The organism is Exiguobacterium aurantiacum DSM 6208 (assembly GCF_000702585.1).
Lineage (GTDB): Bacteria > Bacillota > Bacilli > Exiguobacteriales > Exiguobacteriaceae > Exiguobacterium > Exiguobacterium aurantiacum.
In genome coordinates this window covers 1,989,331-2,009,267 of the sequence record NZ_JNIQ01000001.1, presented here as the reverse complement: position 1 = coordinate 2,009,267, position 19,937 = coordinate 1,989,331, and the positions used below count along the sequence as shown (strand labels likewise).

13 protein-coding genes and 1 pseudogene are annotated in these 19,937 nt (G+C 52.9%); 4 read left to right on the top strand and 10 right to left on the bottom strand.

Annotated features, from left to right (window positions below):
- Positions 1-114: 114 nt before the first annotated feature.
- Positions 115-4,551, top strand: coding sequence for a glutamate synthase large subunit (gene gltB, locus P398_RS0110635; protein WP_029335178.1), 4,437 nt, complete (start codon positions 115-117; stop codon positions 4,549-4,551).
- The gene (locus P398_RS0110630) at positions 4,548-5,999 is read left to right on the top strand and encodes a glutamate synthase subunit beta (protein ID WP_029335176.1); all 1,452 of its coding nucleotides are present in this window, start codon (positions 4,548-4,550) and stop codon (positions 5,997-5,999) included. The genes gltB and P398_RS0110630 overlap by 4 nt, the downstream gene beginning before the upstream one ends.
- A 145-nt stretch (positions 6,000-6,144) precedes the next feature.
- Here the strand turns inward: P398_RS0110630 and P398_RS0110620 are convergent, their stop codons facing one another.
- The 3 genes from P398_RS0110620 to P398_RS0110610 form a co-directional block, all read right to left on the bottom strand.
- Positions 6,145-7,464 (bottom strand): Na+/H+ antiporter family protein, encoded by a 1,320-nt coding sequence (locus P398_RS0110620; RefSeq protein WP_029335175.1) that lies wholly within the window; start codon positions 7,462-7,464, stop codon positions 6,145-6,147.
- Between the two features lie 148 nt (positions 7,465-7,612).
- Positions 7,613-8,323 carry a YebC/PmpR family DNA-binding transcriptional regulator gene (locus P398_RS0110615; RefSeq protein WP_029335173.1) on the bottom strand — a complete coding sequence of 237 codons (711 nt, stop codon included), beginning with the start codon at positions 8,321-8,323 and terminating at the stop codon, positions 7,613-7,615.
- Positions 8,324-8,402: 79 nt separating this feature from the next.
- Entirely contained in the window at positions 8,403-8,849 is a 447-nt protein-coding gene (locus P398_RS0110610; RefSeq protein ID WP_024370302.1) for a MarR family winged helix-turn-helix transcriptional regulator, read from the bottom strand.
- Between the two features lie 388 nt (positions 8,850-9,237).
- On the opposite strand from P398_RS0110610, the gene adhE reads away from it, so the two are divergent.
- Positions 9,238-11,829: a bifunctional acetaldehyde-CoA/alcohol dehydrogenase gene (gene adhE, locus P398_RS0110605; protein ID WP_024370303.1), complete on the top strand. Its 2,592-nt coding sequence runs from the start codon at positions 9,238-9,240 to the stop codon at positions 11,827-11,829.
- A 41-nt stretch (positions 11,830-11,870) separates the two neighbouring features.
- On the opposite strand, the gene P398_RS0110600 is transcribed toward adhE, so the two are convergent.
- From P398_RS0110600 to nikA, 7 genes and pseudogenes are all read right to left on the bottom strand, one after another.
- Positions 11,871-12,197 (bottom strand): hypothetical protein, encoded by a 327-nt coding sequence (locus P398_RS0110600; protein ID WP_029335171.1) that lies wholly within the window; start codon positions 12,195-12,197, stop codon positions 11,871-11,873.
- Entirely contained in the window at positions 12,169-13,524 is a 1,356-nt protein-coding gene (locus tag P398_RS0110595) for an MATE family efflux transporter (protein WP_051638904.1), read from the bottom strand. Before P398_RS0110595 ends, P398_RS0110600 begins: the two co-directional genes overlap by 29 nt.
- A complete protein-coding gene (locus P398_RS0110590; RefSeq protein WP_034799165.1) occupies positions 13,511-14,281 on the bottom strand; it encodes an ABC transporter ATP-binding protein in 771 nt (256 codons plus the stop codon). Before P398_RS0110590 ends, P398_RS0110595 begins: the two co-directional genes overlap by 14 nt.
- Positions 14,265-15,035 carry an ABC transporter ATP-binding protein gene (locus tag P398_RS0110585; protein ID WP_029335168.1) on the bottom strand — a complete coding sequence of 257 codons (771 nt, stop codon included), beginning with the start codon at positions 15,033-15,035 and terminating at the stop codon, positions 14,265-14,267. The genes P398_RS0110590 and P398_RS0110585 overlap by 17 nt, the downstream gene beginning before the upstream one ends.
- Positions 15,036-15,174: 139 nt before the next feature.
- On the bottom strand, positions 15,175-15,831 hold the full coding sequence (locus P398_RS16150) for an ABC transporter permease (protein WP_051638903.1): 657 nt from the start codon (positions 15,829-15,831) through the stop codon (positions 15,175-15,177).
- A complete protein-coding gene (locus P398_RS0110575; protein WP_034799162.1) occupies positions 15,828-16,769 on the bottom strand; it encodes an ABC transporter permease in 942 nt (313 codons plus the stop codon). Before P398_RS0110575 ends, P398_RS16150 begins: the two co-directional genes overlap by 4 nt.
- Position 16,770: 1 nt before the next feature.
- Positions 16,771-18,236 (bottom strand): annotated as a pseudogene (gene nikA, locus P398_RS16145) (nickel ABC transporter substrate-binding protein).
- 266 nt (positions 18,237-18,502) lie between these two features.
- On the opposite strand from nikA, the gene P398_RS16140 reads away from it, so the two are divergent.
- The gene (locus P398_RS16140) at positions 18,503-19,693 is read left to right on the top strand and encodes a zinc-binding metallopeptidase family protein (protein WP_034799161.1); all 1,191 of its coding nucleotides are present in this window, start codon (positions 18,503-18,505) and stop codon (positions 19,691-19,693) included.
- Positions 19,694-19,937: the final 244 nt, after the last annotated feature.

Here is a 19,937-nt window from a genome sequence, read left to right as displayed (position 1 = left end):
ATCTTATACGTGTGACTATTGTTATGCATAAACGTATACAATCCGCTTGATTTTTCAGAATATTTAGAACAAAATAAAACTTACGAACAAGTACGAAAGAGAGGGGTTGATTCGATGAAACGGACGAGTTTGTACGATTCACGATTCGAAAAAGACGCTTGCGGCATCGGCCTATACGTCAACCTTAACGGAGAGAAAAAACACGACATTGTCAGCCGTTCGCTATCCATGCTCTGCAAACTCGAGCACCGAGGTGGTCAAGGTGTGATTGACGCCGGAGACGGCGCGGGCATCATGACCGAGATCCCACACGAATTGTTCCTTCAGACGATGAATCTGCCGGCACCAGGCAACTATGCGGTCGGAATGGTATTCTTTCAGCCTGAGGAGACGAAGCTGCGTGACAAGCAACAGATGATGGAGCGTCTCGCGGAAGAGATCGACTTGGCGACAATCGCGTGGCGTGAAGTTCCTGTCGACGCCTCTGCGATCGGCGAACATGCGCGCGTCACGAAACCGACGATTTATCAGTGGTTCGTCGCTTGCCCGTATTTAGATTATGACGCGAACGAGCGCTCGCTGTACGAGTTGCGCCGCACCATTGAAAAAGTCGATGAACTCAACCTGTATATGCCTAGCTTCTCGACGAAGACGATCGTTTATAAAGGAATGCTCACACCGGAACAAATTGAACGATTTTATATTGACTTGCAGTCGCCATTTTACAAGAGCACGTTCGGAATCGTTCACTCACGTTTCTCGACGAACACGTTTCCGTCATGGGAACGGGCCCATCCGAATCGAATGATTGTCCATAACGGGGAAATCAACACACTCCGCGGCAACATCGACGCGATGCGGGCCCGTGAAGGCGTGATTGAGACGGACTTGTATGAGAACGTCGGCCGGTTGTTCCCCGTGCTACAGGAAGAAGGAAGCGACTCGTCGATGCTTGACAATGCGTTCGAGTTCTTCACCCGGACTGGACGGTCGATCGCCCATACGGCGATGATGCTCATCCCGGAACCGTTCATCGAAGGAAAAGTCGATAAACAAAAACGAGATTTTTATCAGTATCACTCGTCCATCATGGAACCGTGGGACGGGCCGACCGGTGTCGTCTTCACGGATGGCCGCCAAATCGGTGCCATCCTCGACCGAAACGGTCTTAGACCGATGCGTTATATCGAGACGACAGACGGAGAACTCATCTTGTCGTCAGAGAGCGGCGTCATCCCGGTCCAAGCCGAGAAAGTCTTGAAAAAGGAACGGCTTCGTCCCGGTCAATTGTTGCTCATCGACTTAGAATCGAAGCGACTCATCCCCGATACGGAGATTAAACAGACGATCTCGCGTGCCGAACCTTATGGCAAATGGCTAAAACAAATGAAGACGCTCGAGGACGCTCCTGTCGATGAGCCGGTCATATCGGACATTCTATTAAAACAACGTGCGTTCGGTTACACGAAAGAAGACATTGAACAATATATCGTCCCGCTCATCCGTGAGAAGAAGGATCCGATCGGTTCGATGGGGCATGACCAACCCGTCGCCGTCCTCTCAGAGCGGCCGCGTTCTTTGTTCCATTACTTTAAACAACATTTCGCCCAAGTGACGAACCCTCCAATCGATGCGCTCCGTGAAAAAGTCGTCACGGCGACGTTCACGTGGATCGGGCCGCAATCGAATCCGGTCCATACCGGGCGCGGTCACGCCAGCCGAGTATGGCTCGAACATCCAATCTTAGACGCGGTCACGCTCCGCGGTATCGAGTCCAAGTTGCGTGTCGAACGCATCGATGCGACGTACGTCGAGGACTTGGAACACTCGCTTGAGACGTTGTTCGCGCGCGTCGAAACGGCCGTGAAAGAAGGCGCGGAAGTCATCGTCTTGTCCGATCGAGACATGAGCGCAGAACGGATCGCCATGCCGGCGCTACTCGTCATGAGCGCCGTCCATCAACGGCTCATCCGTTCGAATTTGCGCGCATCATGCAGCCTCGTCAGCGAGAGCGGTGAGTTGCGGGAAGTTCATCAAGCCGCGGCGTTGATCGGTTATGGGGCCGACGCCGTCTACCCATATTTGGCATACGCCACAATTCGGGAAGCAATCGAGACGAATCAACTGTCCTACTCGCTCGATGAGGCGGTCAAACGTTATCAAGCGGCGACGGTCGACGGGATCGTGAAAGTCATGTCGAAGATGGGGATCTCGACCGTGCAAAGTTATCGCGGCGCCCAAATCTTCGAGGCGGTCGGTTTAGACCGCGGCCTCGTCGAGACGCATTTCCGGGGGACGACGTCACAACTTTCTGGTATTGGCTTCGCAGAACTTGAGGCTGAGAGCCGCGCCCAGCACGTTGCGGCTTACGACCGAGAACGGCCGCTCGAGGCAGGTGCCGACTTCCAATGGCGAGCTGATGGGGAAGAGCACGCGTTTAACCCGAAGACGATCCATCTGTTGCAACGGGCGTGTCGCGAGAATGAACGCCGCTATTACGACGCTTACGTTCATCTGCATGAATCCTCGGGCCAGTTTTTACGACAACTGTTCAGCTTCAAAGTACGAGAACCAGTCGCACTCGACGAAGTCGAATCGGTCGCGTCGATCGTCAGTCGTTTCAAGACGGGCGCGATGTCGTTCGGTTCGTTATCGAAAGAAGCACATGAGACACTCGCCATCGCCATGAACCAAATCGGTGGAAAGAGCAACTCGGGCGAAGGTGGCGAAGACCGCAACCGGTTCGTGCCAGATGAAGACGGATCGGAACGGATCAGCCGCATCAAACAAGTCGCGAGCGGACGCTTCGGTGTGACGGCTGAATACTTGTATCACGCTGACGAAATCCAAATCAAGATGGCTCAAGGCGCGAAACCGGGCGAAGGCGGGCAACTACCGGGCAACAAAGTTTACCCTTGGGTGGCCGAGGTCCGTGGTTCGGTACCGGGTGTCGGACTCATTTCTCCGCCGCCACACCACGACATTTATTCGATCGAAGATTTGGCACAGCTCATATTCGATTTGAAACACGTGAACCCGAACGCGAAAATCAGCGTCAAGCTCGTCTCAAAATCGGGTGTCGGGACGATTGCGGCCGGTGTCGCCAAAGCGAACGCGGATACGATCGTCATCTCCGGCTATGACGGAGGAACCGGTGCGTCGCCACGGACGTCGATCAAACATACCGGGCTCCCGTGGGAACTCGGACTCCTTGAAACCCACCAGACGCTAGCCTTGAACGGTCTCCGTGGACGCGTCACGCTCGAGACGGACGGCAAGCTCATGACAGGCCGAGACATCGTCATGGCCGCGATTTTTGGGGCGGAAGAGTACGCGTTCGCGACGGCACCGCTCGTCGTCCTCGGTTGCATCATGATGCGCGCTTGTCATCTTGATACGTGTCCGGTCGGCGTCGCCACACAAGATCCGGCGCTTCGTGAGAAATTCATGGGGAAACCAGAGCACGTCGTCAATTTGATGACGTTCCTCGCCGAAGAAGTGCGCGAGATTTTGGCGTCTCTCGGTGCGAGGTCGCTCGAAGAAGTGATCGGACGGACCGACCTGTTAGAAGAAAGTGCCTGGAAGCAACAACACGTCAAAGCAAAAACACTCGACTTGAACCCGATGCTCGGTATGCCGACACCTTTGCCGGCAAAAGAAGAGTTGCCACATCCGGCGTTCAAATCATATGACCATCGGAAACTCATGCCGGCCGTCTCCCGTTCGATCAAATCACTGCAGCCGACGTTCTTCGTCGGTCGGATTCGCAACACCGATCGGGCCGTCGGGACGATGCTCGGTTATGAATTGACGAAAGTGCATGGCAAAGTCGGGCTCGCCGAAGATACAATCTCGATTCGACTCAGCGGTTCGGCGGGTCAAAGTCTTGGGGCGTTCCTTCCGAAAGGGATCACCTTGTCTGTCATCGGCGACGCGAACGATTACGTCGGGAAAGGCTTGAGCGGCGGGAAAGTTTCCGTCATCGCCGAGAAACATGCCCCGTTCGACGAATCGCAACAAGTCATCGCCGGAAACGTCTGTCTGTATGGAGCGACAGATGGCTTGGCATTTTTCAACGGCCATGTAGGGGAACGGTTCGCCGTTCGTAACTCCGGTGCCGTCGCTGTCACAGAAGGGGTCGGTGACCACGGGTGCGAATACATGACCGGGGGGACGGTCGTCGTCCTCGGTGAGATCGGTCGCAACTTCGGGGCCGGCATGTCAGGAGGGGTCGCCTACTTGTATGGGGACCAGGACTATAGTGAACTCGTCAACAACGAACTCGTCGCCGTCGACGGCTTGAACGATGAGGATGCGGAACAAATTTACGCGCTCCTCGAGTTGCACCAGTTCCACACGGATAGTGTGAAAGCAAGGCTCATCCTAGATTCATTTGAAGAAGAGCGCCATCGTTTCGTCAAAGTCGTGCCGCGTGATTACGCGAACGTGCTTGACGTCATGCGTCAGCTCGAGGCATCTCGGCCCGAGTTGAGTGAGGCGGACCGGGCACTCGAACTGTTCCGGGTTGTGACAGAAGGAGGGGGAGTATGAGACACAAATTTTTAAGCATTCCGCGTGAGACGCTCCCAGAGCGGACGGTAATCGAGCGGATCCATGATTATAAAGAGTATGCTTCACGGATGGAAGATGGTCCGATCGTCAAGCAGGCCGAGCGCTGTATGGACTGCGGGACCCCGTTTTGCCACGTCGGTGACATGATTGGACAAGAGACGATTGGCTGTCCGATTCATAACTTGATTCCCGAATGGAACAAACTCGTCAGTGAACAAGATTTCCGACGTGCTTACGAGCGGTTGATGGAAACGAATAACTTCCCGGAATTTACCGGTCGGGTCTGTCCGGCCCCTTGTGAGGGGTCGTGCACGCTCGGCATTAGTGAAGATCCGGTTGCGATCAAGTCGATCGAGCGAACGATCATCGACCGTGCCTTCGAACAAGGGTGGGTCGAACCGAGGCATGTCCGCATGCGCACCGGTTACCACGTCGCCATTATCGGTAGCGGGCCGGCCGGTCTTGCCGCGGCCGACCAGTTGAATCAAGCCGGACATGTCGTCACCGTGTTTGAAAAGGCGGATGAGATAGGCGGCCTTCTGTTTTATGGCATCCCTAACATGAAACTCGATAAAGATGTCGTCCGTCGCCGGGTGCAGTTGCTCGAGGCAGAAGGCATTCGCTTCAAGACCGGTGTGAACGTCGGCACAGACGTGACGGTCGAGTCGTTGCGAGATAAATACGACGCCGTCATCCTGGCGACAGGTGCTCAAAAACAACGGACGCTCGGTATCGAAGGGGATGACGCGGCCGGAGTCGAGGCGGCGATGGACTACTTGACGGCTTCGACACGAGAACTCGGCGGGACAGCGGTCGAGGCGCGCTTTGAAGCTGCCGGTAAAGAAGTCATCGTCATCGGTGGGGGCGACACCGGTGCCGACTGTGTCGCGACAGCGATTCGGCAAGGCGCCAAATCGGTGACGCAATTCGGTAAGCATCCTGAGAAAGGATTGTTCCGAGCACCAGATCGTCCGTGGCCGCTACAACCGGACACGTTGTCGACGGACTATGCGTATGCGGAAGCAATCGAGCATTTGGATATCGACCCGCGCACGTACTTGATTCGCTCAAACCGAATCGTAAAACAAGGGGACCGGGTTGTAGGAATTGAAACGGAACGGATGGAGAAGGTCGTGAAACCCGACGGTCAAGCCACCTTCTTCGTCGTTGAAGGTTCAAAAGAGACGTATGCGGCCGACCTCGTGCTCGTCGCCATCGGCTTTGAACGACCGGAACCAGAATTGAGAAAATTGGGCGTCGAATCGAAGCGGGACTATGTGACGAACCTCGATGGGGTGTTTGTTGCCGGTGACGCGCGCAGGGGCCAAAGTTTGATTGTCTGGGCGATTCGAGAAGGACGTGAAGTGGCAGAGAAGGTCGATGCTTACTTGAACGCTTGTCAAACGGAGTTAAAAACTTCATCATGAAAAGGAGCGACGATTTCGTCGCTCCTTATCTTTTTGTCACAGGAGGAATATGATGATTACCGAGATCCTCATGTATACAGGAATTTGGTTCTTACTCGTTCTTGTCTTGCTCGGGACGATCTACGCGCGTCGCAATCGAAAGTGATCACAGCACCATCGCGGCGATCAAACCGAACACGATGAGCGGGATGTTGTAGTGGAGGAACGTCGGCCACACCGTTTCACGCAAGTGATCGTGCTGACCGTCAGCGTTCAATCCGCTCGTCGGACCGAGTGTCGAGTCACTTGCCGGGCTACCGGCGTCACCGAGCGCGCCGGCCGTCCCGATGATGGCGATTGTCGCCTCGACCGAGAATCCATACTGGATGCAGAGCGGGACGAAGATGGCCGCGATGATCGGGATCGTCGAGAAACTCGAGCCGATTCCGAGCGTGATGACGAGACCGACGAGCAACATGATGAGCGCGGCGAGGAACTGCGAATCGCCCATGAGACCGGACGCGCCGTTGACGAGCGGTTCGATGGCGCCCGTCTCGCGAATGACGGCGGCAAAGCCGCTCGCCGCGATCATGACGAAACCGATGAACGCCATCATGCGCATCCCGCTCGTGAAGATGTCGTCCGCTTCAGACCATGGGATGAGTCGAAGCACGGTCAATAAAATCAAGCCGGTGACGGCCGAGGCGATCATCGAATCGGTCTGCAACTGAACGATGAGGACGACGATGACGACGGCAAGCGTCAACCCGATTTTCAGTGGGCTCAACTGCCGAAGTTCGTAGTCTTTAGGGCCAAGGGCGATCGTCTCATACGTTCGCGGTTTCCGATAGTGGATGAACGCGGCGATGAGCCCGACGAGCATTCCGAGAGCTGGAATGGCCATGATGCTGACGATGTTGACGTCGCCGACGGCCATGCCGTTCGTCTCGACGTTTGGGAGTAAAATCTCGTTCAAGTAGATGCCGCCAAACCCGATCGGCAGGAGCATGTACGGGGTGACGAGACCGAACGTGAGAATCGTCGCCACGAGGCGACGGTCAAGCTTCAACTCGTTGAACAAGACGAGGAGCGGCGGTACGACGATCGGGATGAAAGCGATGTGAATCGGCAACGCGTTTTGCGAGCTGATCGCGAGTAATAGTAATAACGACAACAGCATCGCTTTCACGAAGCGGACGTTCTTTCCGGTGACGTCGCGTCCTGACATGCTGATCAATTTCTCAGCGAGGACGTCCGGGAGTCCCGTCTTCGACAAACCGACGGCGAACGCGCCGAGGAGCGCGTAGCTTAAGGCGATGGACGCGCCTCCGCCCAGACCGTCGCTAAACGCGGCGAGCGTATCGTTAAACCCGAGACCGCCGACGAGGCCGCCGACGATGGCCGCGAGGATGAGCGACAACACGATGTGCACTCGACTGATGGCGAGAGCGAATAAGACAATAACGGCTAATAAGACAGCGTTCATAGTAATCCAACACCTTTCCTTAAAACTCTTTCTCTTATTATCACTTTAATATGATAAAGACTTTTGAAATTTAACATATGAAATCATGCTTGTCAAATCAAGTATTGAAAAAAAGCGATAACTCCGAAAAGTTATCGCTTGCTCGTCATCATTCGACGTTATGGTATACCTGACGCACATCCTCGAGGTCTTCGAGCACGTCGAGAAGCTTCTCGAACTGTTCTTTCGACGCGTCGTCGAGGGTGATTTCATTTTGTGGAAGCATCGTCAACTCGGCGATTTCGAACGATTCGATGCCGGCTGATTTGAATGCGGTTTGGACGGCGTGGAACGCCTCTGGCTCCGCGTAGACGATGACCGTGTCTTCTTCTTCAAGAATGTCGCGCACGTCTAGGTCATGCTCCATCATGAGTTCGAGCACTTCGTCCGAATTCATACCGGAGACGCCGATGACGGCCGTCGCGTCGAACATGTAGGCGACCGAGCCGCTCACGCCCATGTTGCCGCCGTTCTTCCCGAACGCGGCGCGCACTTCGGACGCCGTCCGGTTGACGTTGTTCGTGAGCGTGTCGACGATCACCATCGATCCGCTCGGTCCGAACCCTTCATAACGTAACTCGTCAAAGTTTTCTTCGTCGCCGCCTTTCGCCTTGTCGATGGCCCGGTCGATGATCGCTTTCGGGACGTTGTACGTCTTCGCCCGCTCGACGACGAATTTGAGCGCTTGGTTCAGTTCAGGGTCTGGCTCCCCTTGGCGGGCGACGATATAAATCTCCCGACCGAACTTCGCATAAATCCGACTCGTATTGGCGTCTTTTGACGCCTTTTTTTCTTTGATGTTGTTCCATTTACGACCCATTACATGTCATCTCTCTTTCCATAGTTCGATTGATTCACTGTCGATTATATAAGAAGAACGGAGCATTGACGAGAAAAATTCATCCCTCGCTCTTGTCCATCTTCTCGACGATTTCCGTCAGCGTTTTCAAGCTATCAATCAATCGTTCGGTCTCGTCATCGTCTAAAAAGGCGAGGCGATCTTCGAACAGGCGGCGGAACGAATCGCGTCGTTCCCGGAGTACTTGTTCGCCTTTCTCGGTCAATTGATTCCAGATGACACGGCGGTCCCGCTCATCCGGCACACGCGTGATGTATCCTTCATCGACGAGTTTCGTGATGAGTGGCGTCACGTTCGGTGGGGCGATCGACAACGTCTCGCTAATGTGCCCGTTCGTCACCGCACCTTCGTCCTCGATTAACATCAATAGATGAAAGTGGGAGAAGTTCAAGTTCGGGATTTGCGGGAGGTCAGAGCGACGTAGCAATTTTCTACGAATCAATGGGATCAGTTTGACGAACTGATCGGCTGCATCTTGTCTAGGCATAAGTCTATTCACTTCCTAATTAGGTTCTATCTTACATTATACACGAGTGAAGAGGGCTTGGACGACCAATCCTCGTGATGTGAGGAAATACACACGTATTTCGACATCCAGACGCCATAAACAATGTAAGCGTTTACATAAAGCGGGCGTAGCATTTTCATGAAAACGCATTCGATTTTACGAAGGTACGGAGTAAAATGCAAGACCTATCCTCATTCTTCAAAAAAATATTGTGAAAGAGTTCACATTGTTGTCACGCACAAAATCCTGAAAACGGTGTATTCTATGAATGTGAAGGAAAGCACAAACTCTTCTTGAACTAACTGATTGCCCCGTGCTCTCCATCAAGTCAAACTTATCAGCTCTCATTCATGAGGAGGAAACCAACATGGCAGTTAAAGAGAAAGCAGTAGTAGAAACATCAGCAGAACAAATGGTCGACACGCTCGTCACGCAAGCGCACAAAGCGCTCGACACGTTGATGACGTTTGACCAAGAAAAGATCGATGCGATCGTTCAAGCGATGGCGCTAGCCGGCCTCGAACAACACGTCGCACTCGCGAAACATGCATATGAAGAAACTGGTCGCGGTGTATTTGAAGACAAGATGATCAAAAACATCTTCGCGACAGAATATATTTACAACTCACTCCGTGGCGAGAAGACGGTCGGCGTCATCGAAGACGACGAGCAAAACGGCATCACGTACATCGCGGAGCCAGTCGGTGTCGTCGCCGGGGTCACACCGGTCACGAACCCGACATCAACGACGATGTTCAAAGCGATCATCGCCATTAAAACACGTAACCCAATCATCTTCGGCTTCCACCCGTCAGCACAACAGTGTTCAAGCGAAGCGGCCCGTATCCTTCGTGACGCAGCCATCGAAGCCGGGGCACCGGAACATTTGATTCAATGGGTCGAAAAACCGTCACTCGACGCGACGAAAGCGCTCATGAACCACCCAGGTGTTGCCATGGTACTCGCGACAGGTGGAGCGGCGATGGTCAAATCGGCGTACTCGACTGGTAAACCGGCACTCGGCGTCGGTCCTGGTAACGTCCCAGCCTACATCGATAAGACGGCAAAAGTGAAACGCGCCATCTCGGACGTCATCTTGTCGAAAACGTTCGATAACGGTATGATCTGTGCGTCTGAACAAGCGATCATCGTCGACCAGGAAGTATATGAAGAAGTGAAAGCGGAAATGACGGCACTCGGATGCTACTTCTGCTCGCCAGAAGAGAAAGCGAAACTCGAGACACTCGTCATCAAAACAGACTCATGTGCGGTCAACCCGGAAATCGTCGGGAAACCGGCAGCGTGGATCGCCGAGAAAGCTGGACTCACAGTCCCGGCCGACACGAAGATTTTGATCGCTGAACTTGAGACGGTCGGCGCGACAGAACTTCTCTCACATGAGAAGCTCAGCCCGGTGCTCGGTGCGTACAAAGTTCAATCGCGTGAAGAAGGGTTCGCCATCGCTGAGAAGATGCTTGAAATCGGCGGTCTCGGACATACGGCTGCGATTCACTCGACAGACGACGACGCGATCCTCGCCTTCGGTCTCCGGATGAAAGCTTGCCGTATCATCGTCAACTCGCCAACGGCACACGGCGGGATCGGTGACCTCTATAACGAAATGACACCGTCGCTCACACTCGGTTGTGGGTCATACGGTAAAAACTCCGTCTCTGAGAACGTGACGGCGAAACATCTACTCAACGTGAAAAAGGTGGCGAGACGTCGCGTGAACATGCAATGGTTTAAAGTCCCTGAAAAGATTTACTTCGAGAAAAACTCGGTCCAATACCTTCAGTCGCTCACATCGAAGAAACGGGCGATGATCGTCACGGATGAAATGATGGTCAAACTCGGTTTTGCCGATAAAGTCATCAAAAACTTGCCGGCTGGCGTCGAGTACCGCATCTTCGACCAAGTCGAGCCAGATCCATCTGTTGAAACGGTCATGCGTGGTGCTGAAGCAATGCGTCACTTCCAACCGGATATGATCATCGCACTCGGCGGCGGTTCGCCGATGGATGCCGCGAAAGGCATGTGGCTCTTCTACGAACGCCCAGAAGAGAAGTTCTCGAACCTTCGTCAAAAATTCATGGATATCCGCAAACGGACGTACAAATTCCCGACGCTCGGCAACAAGTCGATGTTCGTCGCCATCCCGACAACATCTGGTACGGGTTCTGAAGTGACGCCGTTCACGGTCATCACAGATAAGAAGAAAAACGTGAAGTACCCGATCGCCGACTACGCGATCACACCGGACGTCGCCATCGTCGACCCTGAGTTCGTCATGACGGTCCCAGCGTCCATCACGGCTGATACAGGAATGGACGTGTTGACGCACGCCATCGAAGCGTACGTATCGGTCATGGCAAACGACTATACGGACGGACTTGCGCTCCGTTCGATGAAGATGATCTTCGACTACCTCCCGAAAGCGTATGAAAACGGTAGTGACGCCGAAGCTCGTCAGAAAGTCCACAACGCATCGACAATGGCTGGTATGGCGTTCGCGAACGCGTTCCTCGGCATCAACCACTCGATCGCACACAAAATCGGTGGTGAGTTCCACGTCCCACACGGACGGACGAACGCGATCCTCATGCCACACGTCATCCGCTACAACGCGACACGCCCATCGAAACTCGCGGCGTTCCCGAAATATGAGTCATTCATCGCCGACGAGCGTTACGCGGAAATCGCGCGCTACCTCGGACTTCCAGCGAGCACGACGGAAGAAGGTGTCGAGTCACTCATCCAAGCGGTCATCGAGCTCGGTCAGCGCTTGAACATCAAGCTCTCGTTCAAAGCACAAGGCATCAAGAAAGCGGACCTCGACGCGAAAGTCGACAAGATGGCAGTCGACGCATTCGAAGACCAATGTACGACGGCCAACCCGAAAATGCCGCTCGTTGAAGAATTGAAAGAAATCATGTACGCAGCGTACGAAGGCGTATAACGAACGAAAGGCGACCACTCAAACGAGTGGCCGCCTTTTTTTCATACGATCAGGAAGAGTCCGATGAACAGGAATATGACGAATAAAGCGATGACGTTGAACCAGACGACAAACTTGATCGCGATCTCGGCCCACCTTTTTTCTTTTAACCGAAAATAGAGCAGGGTCGCAAAAAAAACGAGACCGCCGACGAGTCGGTATGGGGAAGACGCGTCAGAACCGATGTCATATGCATGTTGCACCGTATTGAGTATAGCGAGGAAGATGAACGCGTACAGGTAACGTTTTTTCTTTCGTTGTTGATTCGAATAATGAGGCTTCATCAGGAGCACCAACTGTTTATTTAAACTTGATGTTGATTCTTTCATCATCATACCATCTTCCGGACAGACGAGACGAAGAAAACAGCCGGAGTCGTTTTCTTCGTTCACTCATCACCAATGCGCTGGATCGAGTGAAGCTGAAGCAAAGAAACGCAATCCAAATCCCATGGTTCCCGATTAATGGGACGAGCAAGACGACGACGATCGTAAAGACGATGAACGCATAGATGAGTGAGTTACGAACGGGCCGTGCGTCCCCGAGTCCAGCAAAGACTCCTTCATACAACATGGCCAAGCTTCCGACGAGCGGATAGACAAGAATCCACATATAGTACGTCTCAATCGTTGAGCGGAGTGCTAGATCTTCTGTGAAGAGGCGAATAATCCCTCCATGTGCGACCGACAACAACAAGGTGATCCCAATCGTTGACCAGAGAAGAAAACGTAACCCGATTTGAACCGTGCGCCGATACGCCGCTTTCGATTTCTGACCAATCGCGCGACCAATCAAGACGGTGGAAGCTTGCCCGATTCCGCTGAACCAATAGGCGATTAAGTATTGCAATTGAAACAAGATGGCGTTCGCACTCAACGTCTCGACGCCTTGTCTCGCACCGAGTGAAGTGAACCAGCCTGTCATGAGAAGTAAAAAGACAGTCCGGATGAACAAGTCACGGTTGACGGTCAAGTAGGTGAGGTAGGCGCGGACGTTCATCAACTCGTGGACGCGCTGTACGGAGTACGTAAGATGGCCGTGAACGAACAACCAACCGAACCCGAACGTCATCACTTCTGACAAACTCGTCGCGAGAGCAATCCCGGCGACCGGGTCATCAAACAGACGGATGAACCAAACGTCTAAGAAGATGTTCAGCACATTTCCCCCGACTTGAATCGCTAGAGTGGTCCGGACACGGCCATGACCGATTAACCAGCCAAGGACAACGTATGTGCCGAGTGCGAAGGGAGCGGCGTAAAGTCGCGTCGTGATGTACGTTCGAACGGAACCGGCCATCGACGCATCGGTCACGAGTAAATGGATGGCCGTTTCCCGAATCGGGATCAAGAACAAGATAAAATTGGTTCCGACGACAAAAGCGATGACGAGTGGCCGGAACAGACTCATTTGAGCAAGGTTTAAATTGTTTTGACCGAGCGCTTGCGCCGTGAAACCGCTCGTGCTGATTTTCAAGAAGCCGAACAGCCAATACAACGTATTGAACACGACCGCCCCGATGGCGACCGCACCAATCGCGGTCAATTGTCCCGTGTTCGCAATGACGATTGTATCGACAACACCGAGGAGCGGTGTCGAGAAGCCGGCGAGCACGAGCGGATAGGCGATGAGCCAGAACGATTTAGCCGAGACCATTCAAGGAACGTCCTTTCTCGACGAAAGCGTCACGCAACGCGATCGTATACGGATGGCGTGCCTCATCAAACAGTTCATCGGTACGGAATGCGTCCACGATCGTTCCTTCGGACAAGACGAGAATCCGATCGCACAGTCTCGATACGATCGATAAATCATGAGAGATGAATAGGAACGCCATGGATTGGTCGTGACGATAAGACTGTAGCATCTCGACGATATGATGTTGGGTGAGCGTGTCGAGCGCGGTGGTCGCTTCGTCTAACACGACGAGTTGAGGATTGATGCTGAGCGACCTGGCGATGGCGGCCCGTTGCTTCTGTCCGCCGCTTAACGCCCGAGGATACGAGCTCATACATGTGTACGGAAGTTGCACGATCTCACACAAATGGGCCAACTTGGTCGGTTCCTCACTCGGTTCAATCATTCGGAAATGACGAAGCGGCTCTAAAATGGAATCGGCTAGTCTCCATCTCGGATTAAACGAGTCAGAGCTATCTTGAAACACGGCTTGGACACGTCGTTTCATCGATGACGTTTCTTTACGCGACGCGTTTTGCCAAGACGAGCCACCTAAATGAAGCGTTCCACTGTCAAGCGTCTCAAGCCCAAGGATGCAGCGGGACAACGTACTTTTTCCGCTACCACTCGTGCCGATCAGACCGACCGATTCGCCAGCCTGAATCGTGAACGTCACGTCGCGTAGCACCGGCTGGCCATTATAAGATTTTTGGACGTTGTTAACGCGTAGTAACATGGTCGAGTCGATCCTCTCGTTTTATAATCGGTGCCGCCCTGAGCAAGGAGTTGGTATACGGGTTGCTCGAGGCGAGCAAGTGATTGCGGTCTCCCGCGTCGACGATGCGTCCCGCTTTCATGACGAGAATGTGGTCGGCATACATCATCGCCTCGGCTAAATCGTGGGTCACCCAGAGCATGCTCGATGTCTGCCCGATCATCGCCTTCAACCATTCGGTCACCTGCCGAGCCGTCAACACGTCGAGCGCATTCGTGATCTCATCCGCGATGAGAAGCCTTGGCTTGATGACGATTGCGAGTACGAGAGAAAATCGCTGCAACTGTCCGCCGCTCAGTTCGCCCGGATAGCGGGAGAGCAATGTTTCCGGCAGGTGGACTTCGGCCATGATCGAGCGGATACGGGTCACGTCGTACGTCTGCTCGTGACTCGCGAACAAATCCCTAAGGTGCGCCTCCATCGTCAAAAACGGTGCGAACGACGTCGTATACTGTTGAGGGATATAGCCGATTTCACACCCGTAAATGGAACACGCGTTACTGGCTGATTGAATCGTTTCGTCGTTCCACGAGATCGTACCGGTTGTTTGCAGTGTGTTCGGTAGCATTTGTAAAATCGATTTGACGAGAAGGGACTTTCCGCTTCCGCTCGCACCGACAAGACACACCCATTTGTTTTGTTCGATGGCGAGCGAGACGTCCTGTAAAAGGAGGCGTTCCTCGTGCTTGATGGAGAGGTGATCGATACGTAGCATGACGTTTCCTCCTAACGGTTAACCTTGAAAGTGACGGGACAATTTTGTTGATAATCGGGTCGACCCGACGATGGTCAATACGATACAGACGGCCGGCCAGAACACGAGCGTTGGATTCGTTCCAAGGTAATGACGTCCCTCACTGATCATACCCCCCCCATTCGGGTAATGGCAATTGGACGCCCAATCCGATGAACGAGAACGCCGAGATGAGCAGAATCACTTTTCCAAGGTCGAGACTCATGACGACAATAATATGCGGGCAGACGGCAGGGAGGACGTGCCGATATGCAATCTTTGATTTCGAAAGTCCGTTCACGTGCGCAGCGAGGATATGTCCTTTCGTGCTCTCCTGTATAACGAGCGTATGGACAAGCCGGGTGTAAGACGTCCACTTAATCAAACTGATGGCGAGCACGAGACTTTGGATGCTAGGCCCCATGACGCCCGCGAGTACGATGGCGAGTACTGTATCGGGAAAGATGATCGTCGCGTCCGTCACTTTTGTGACGATCGGTTCAATTTTTCGATTGACGAACCCGCTCAACGTGCCAAGCGCGACACCGATCGTCGCTGTCGTCAGAACGATGGCGATACTTAGTCCGACCGTGATCCCTCCAGCAAGCAAGAGACGTGACAACACATCCCGCCCGAGATGGTCGGTTCCGAGCGGGTGCTCCACAGATGGCGCGGCAAGTCGATTCGTCACATCTGTCACGAACGGGTCGCCAGCGATGAACCAATAAGCAGTTGCACAAAGTACGAAGAGGATAAATAGAAGCGACCACTTTTTCATCGGGACACCTTCTTTCGGTAAAGGTGGGGCTGGAGCAGGCGTAACAGCGAACCGGTCACGAGGTTGACGGTCACGACGAGACAAGTCGTAAAGACGAGATAACCCTGTAAGACTGGGAAATCACGACGTAATACAGAATCCACCATCAGTTTGCCGACCCCGGGATAGGCGAACAACACTTCGAGGACGACGACCCCGCCCATAAGGCTCGCCACGCTCACCCCGAACATCGAGATGACCGGAGGCAAGGCCGCCCTGGCGATATAGCGTGTCAGTAACGTTTTGGAACGAATTCCCCGAATTTTCGCCATCACGATATAATCCGTTGACATCACCTCAAGCAAGGTTGAACGGATGAGTCGGATGTAGACACCACCTACGGCAATCCCTAACGTCAAAGACGGCAAAATGAGGCTCTCCCAACCGGTGCGCCCCATCACGGGAAACCATTGGAGCGTCACGGCGAACACATACATCATAAACAATCCAATCAAAAAACTCGGGACCGATGAGCCGAGAATCGACAACCCGGAAGCGAGTGTGGCGAGGGCAGAATTCGGTCGAAACGCACTAATTGCCCCAAGCGGGACAGCAAGCGCGATGGCGACGAGGATACCGCCGATGGCGAGTTCGAACGTCGCGGCATAGTTATTTTTGAACAGTTGCGTCACGGGCTGTCCGGTGATGAGTGAGTCGCCTAGGTTGAATCGGACGACTTCGGACAGCCATTGGATGTATTGGACCCACACTGGATCCGTGAAACTGAGTTCCTCACGAAGACGATCAATCTCGGCGACGTCGACTTGCAGTTCGTCGACCTTCAATAAATAGAGGACAGGGTCGCCGGGGACAAGTCGAAGGAGCAAAAAACTGAAAAAAGTGAAGACTAAAAAAGCTAGTCCCCACTCAAGCAATTTACGTGCCACGAATCGCGTCATGTCACAACACTTCCAAATCTTTTGTGATCATGTAGTATTCGCTCTTTTCTGTAATCCAACCACGAACGTTGTCTTTCAAGGCGACATTCGTCGACGGGTGGACCAAGAACGAGTTGATGACACGTTCATCGACATAGCGTGCAATCTCTTCGGTCATCCGGTCACGCGCTTCACGGTCGACCGTCTGATTCAAGCGATCGATTTTTTCTGTCAACGCGGCATCCTCCACACCGCTAAAGTTCAAGGCACCGTCCGGATGGAACGTGGCGTTCAAATAGTAGCCGCCATCGCCGCGCGGCGCGGTCAAGTTGCTATACGTCGCGAGGTCCCAGTCTCGTTCAGCGGCCATATATTCTTCCGGTGTGTCAATCATTTGAATGTCGATTTGAATCCCGACTTGTTTCGCATCGGATTGAATCAACTGTGCGATGAGCGGTAAGTCAGGTCGAGAACTATACGTCAACAGATTGAGCCGGACCGGCTCACCGTCTTTCATCAATACGCCGTCAACTTGCTCGTACCCGTCTTGTTTGACCAGGTCGAGGATGTCTTGTCCTTTTTTATCAGGGTAAGACGGGGCGAACGGGAATGATGGTAAGAAGGGCCCGACAGCAGGAGTCGCATAGCCGTTCAAGATGCCGTCGACGATTTGCTCGCGAGCGACTGCATATGTTCACGTTCAAGGTTCATCGTCAACTGATGGACACGGAACGTCTCCGCCTTGTCGACGACATGCCCATCTCGTTCGAGCGTCTCGATCATCTCGATTTCGGGGCGATAGACGATATCTGCTTCGCCTGACTGGAGCGCCATCGTCCGTGATCCCGGATCTTCATTGAACGTGAACGTCACCGTATCGAGTTTCGGTTGTCCGTCCCAGTAGGCGTCATTTCGTTCGAGTTGAATATTCGAGCCAGGTTGGAACGACGTCACGTGATAAGGGCCGGTGCCGACAGGTTTTTGATCGATGGCTTCATCCGCCGTGACATCGATGATGGATGTGTTCGGATGGACGAGTTCATTGACGAGTTCTGGATACGGGACCGTCGTCTCGATGAGGAGGCTCGAGGCGTCTGCTGTAATCGAATCGATGCGCAACGCGCTTCGAAGACCGGTATTTTCTTCGAGTGAACGGTCAAGTGAACGTTTGACCGCCTGTGCGTCTAGCGGTTTCCCGTTATGGAACGACACGTCTTCTCGTATGTAGATGCGCCACGTCGTTTCGCTCACTTGCTCAAAAGAAGTTGCGAGCCAAGGGTCGACCGATAATGTCTCGTCATTTAATTTAAAGAGCGTCTCCGTCACACCGGCACGGAGCGGTACGTAACTTGAGTCGCGGTGTGGATCTAGCGATTGTGTCGAGAAGTTGTAGACGAAATGTAAATGTTGATTGTCTTCGTCCGAAGCGTTGCACGCCGTTAAAAACAACAGGGCGAGCGTACATAAAAAGGGAGCTACATATTTCATAGAGATGACATCCTTCTTTCAAGTTGTAATGATTACGAATTACATCTTAACGTAATCATTACGATGTAGAAATGGATTATTTTCGATTGACTCATGAATAGGTAAAATGAGAGGACAGTGGACCGATGACAAGATAAAATATATCGAATGTTTATAAAATTTAAATTCACTTACGAATGGAGTGGATTTATAATAATAAATGCCAAGTTATCCATTCTTTACTATTTCTTGGACGATCTTATTTATTTGTAGGGGAGACACGTAAGATGAACATCTTATTCAATTTCATTTATGCACTTTTCGTAACGTTTTTATATCTGAACCCACTTTCGCTCGATACCCCGTATGAGACGGCCGAATATTTCGCCTCGTACGACCGTCACGTCGATAGTTGGGAAAATGCGGAGCTGTTTGAATCGCTCGGTTTTGATCTTGATTTGAACATGGACCGCATCATGCACGATGCACCGCTCCAAACGTTTTATACGGACGTCACGATAGAAGATGAGGTGTTCGATGGGTACTCGTCGATGATGATGGAAGAACCGATTCAAGGCGACATCATCCACATCGAATGGGACGCACCGATTCCTGACGTGACAGACAAAATCGTCGTCTTGCCGATGACCGACGTGTCCTTTGAGGCGCGGGATAATGCGTATCACCTTGACCATTATGGCGAGGTCATCAATGATGAGGCGGCGAATCGCTACTTGACGAAATTGAAAGAGGCGGGAGCGGCTGGGTACCTCATCACCCCGCATAAAGAAGCGTCGGACGAGTTTGGATTCGTCCATGTATCGGCTTGGCTTCGTTTAAGTGGAACCGGCGTTGGGATTGAGGCGGCCGAAGCGCTAACGGATGGTCAAACCGTGACGATCGAACCGTATGAATCGGAGATACCCTACACGGAATTCGTTCAGACGGGGACGACCGATGAGGAAGTCATCGTGATGGCTCGCCTCGATAGCAGCGGAGATGGTGACCACGCGTTGATCGGTCTCGGTGGCGCCTCGATTCTGTATCAAGTCATTCAAGCAATGGATGACGTCAAGACGGACGCGACAGTCCGCTACGTCTTTTTGAACGGGTATGGGGAAGGGTATGAGGCGAGCACGCATTACCTTGGCATGTTAGAGGAGCGGGGCATGACGCCGAGAACCGTCATGTTGCTCGACTTGATCGGGACGGGAGATACGGGCCGATTCGTCAAAACGCACGGCATGAAGTCGTATCCGTTCATGGACGCTGCATCGTTTGACGATGTCGAAGTGAGAAGTTTAGGGGTGTCGATTTTAGACGAATATCGACAAGCAGGCATCGACGTCATCTCGTTGAACGATTCCCTGACGGCGAACCAGGACGTCTTCACTGAAGACGATACGATCGACCGGCTCTCTGAAGAAGCGATGCTCGAGCATGTAGATTGGTTGGTCGAATGGTTGACGACGCAATGAACGAATCACAGACTGTAGACGATACATGGTCTACGGTCTTTTTTATTCACCCTTCTCCTTGGGACGAGGGATTGGGAAGCGAGTTACCCAAGCGATGAGAGCATATGTCGTCGTGACCGTCAGAAGTTTGTGTAGTTGTGCATAAATCGTAATTCAAATCTGTGCATTGATTACATAATAATGGAAACATGGTACGCTCGTTTGTAGGGATTGAGCTTCAAAAATCTAACTGACGAAAGGATGA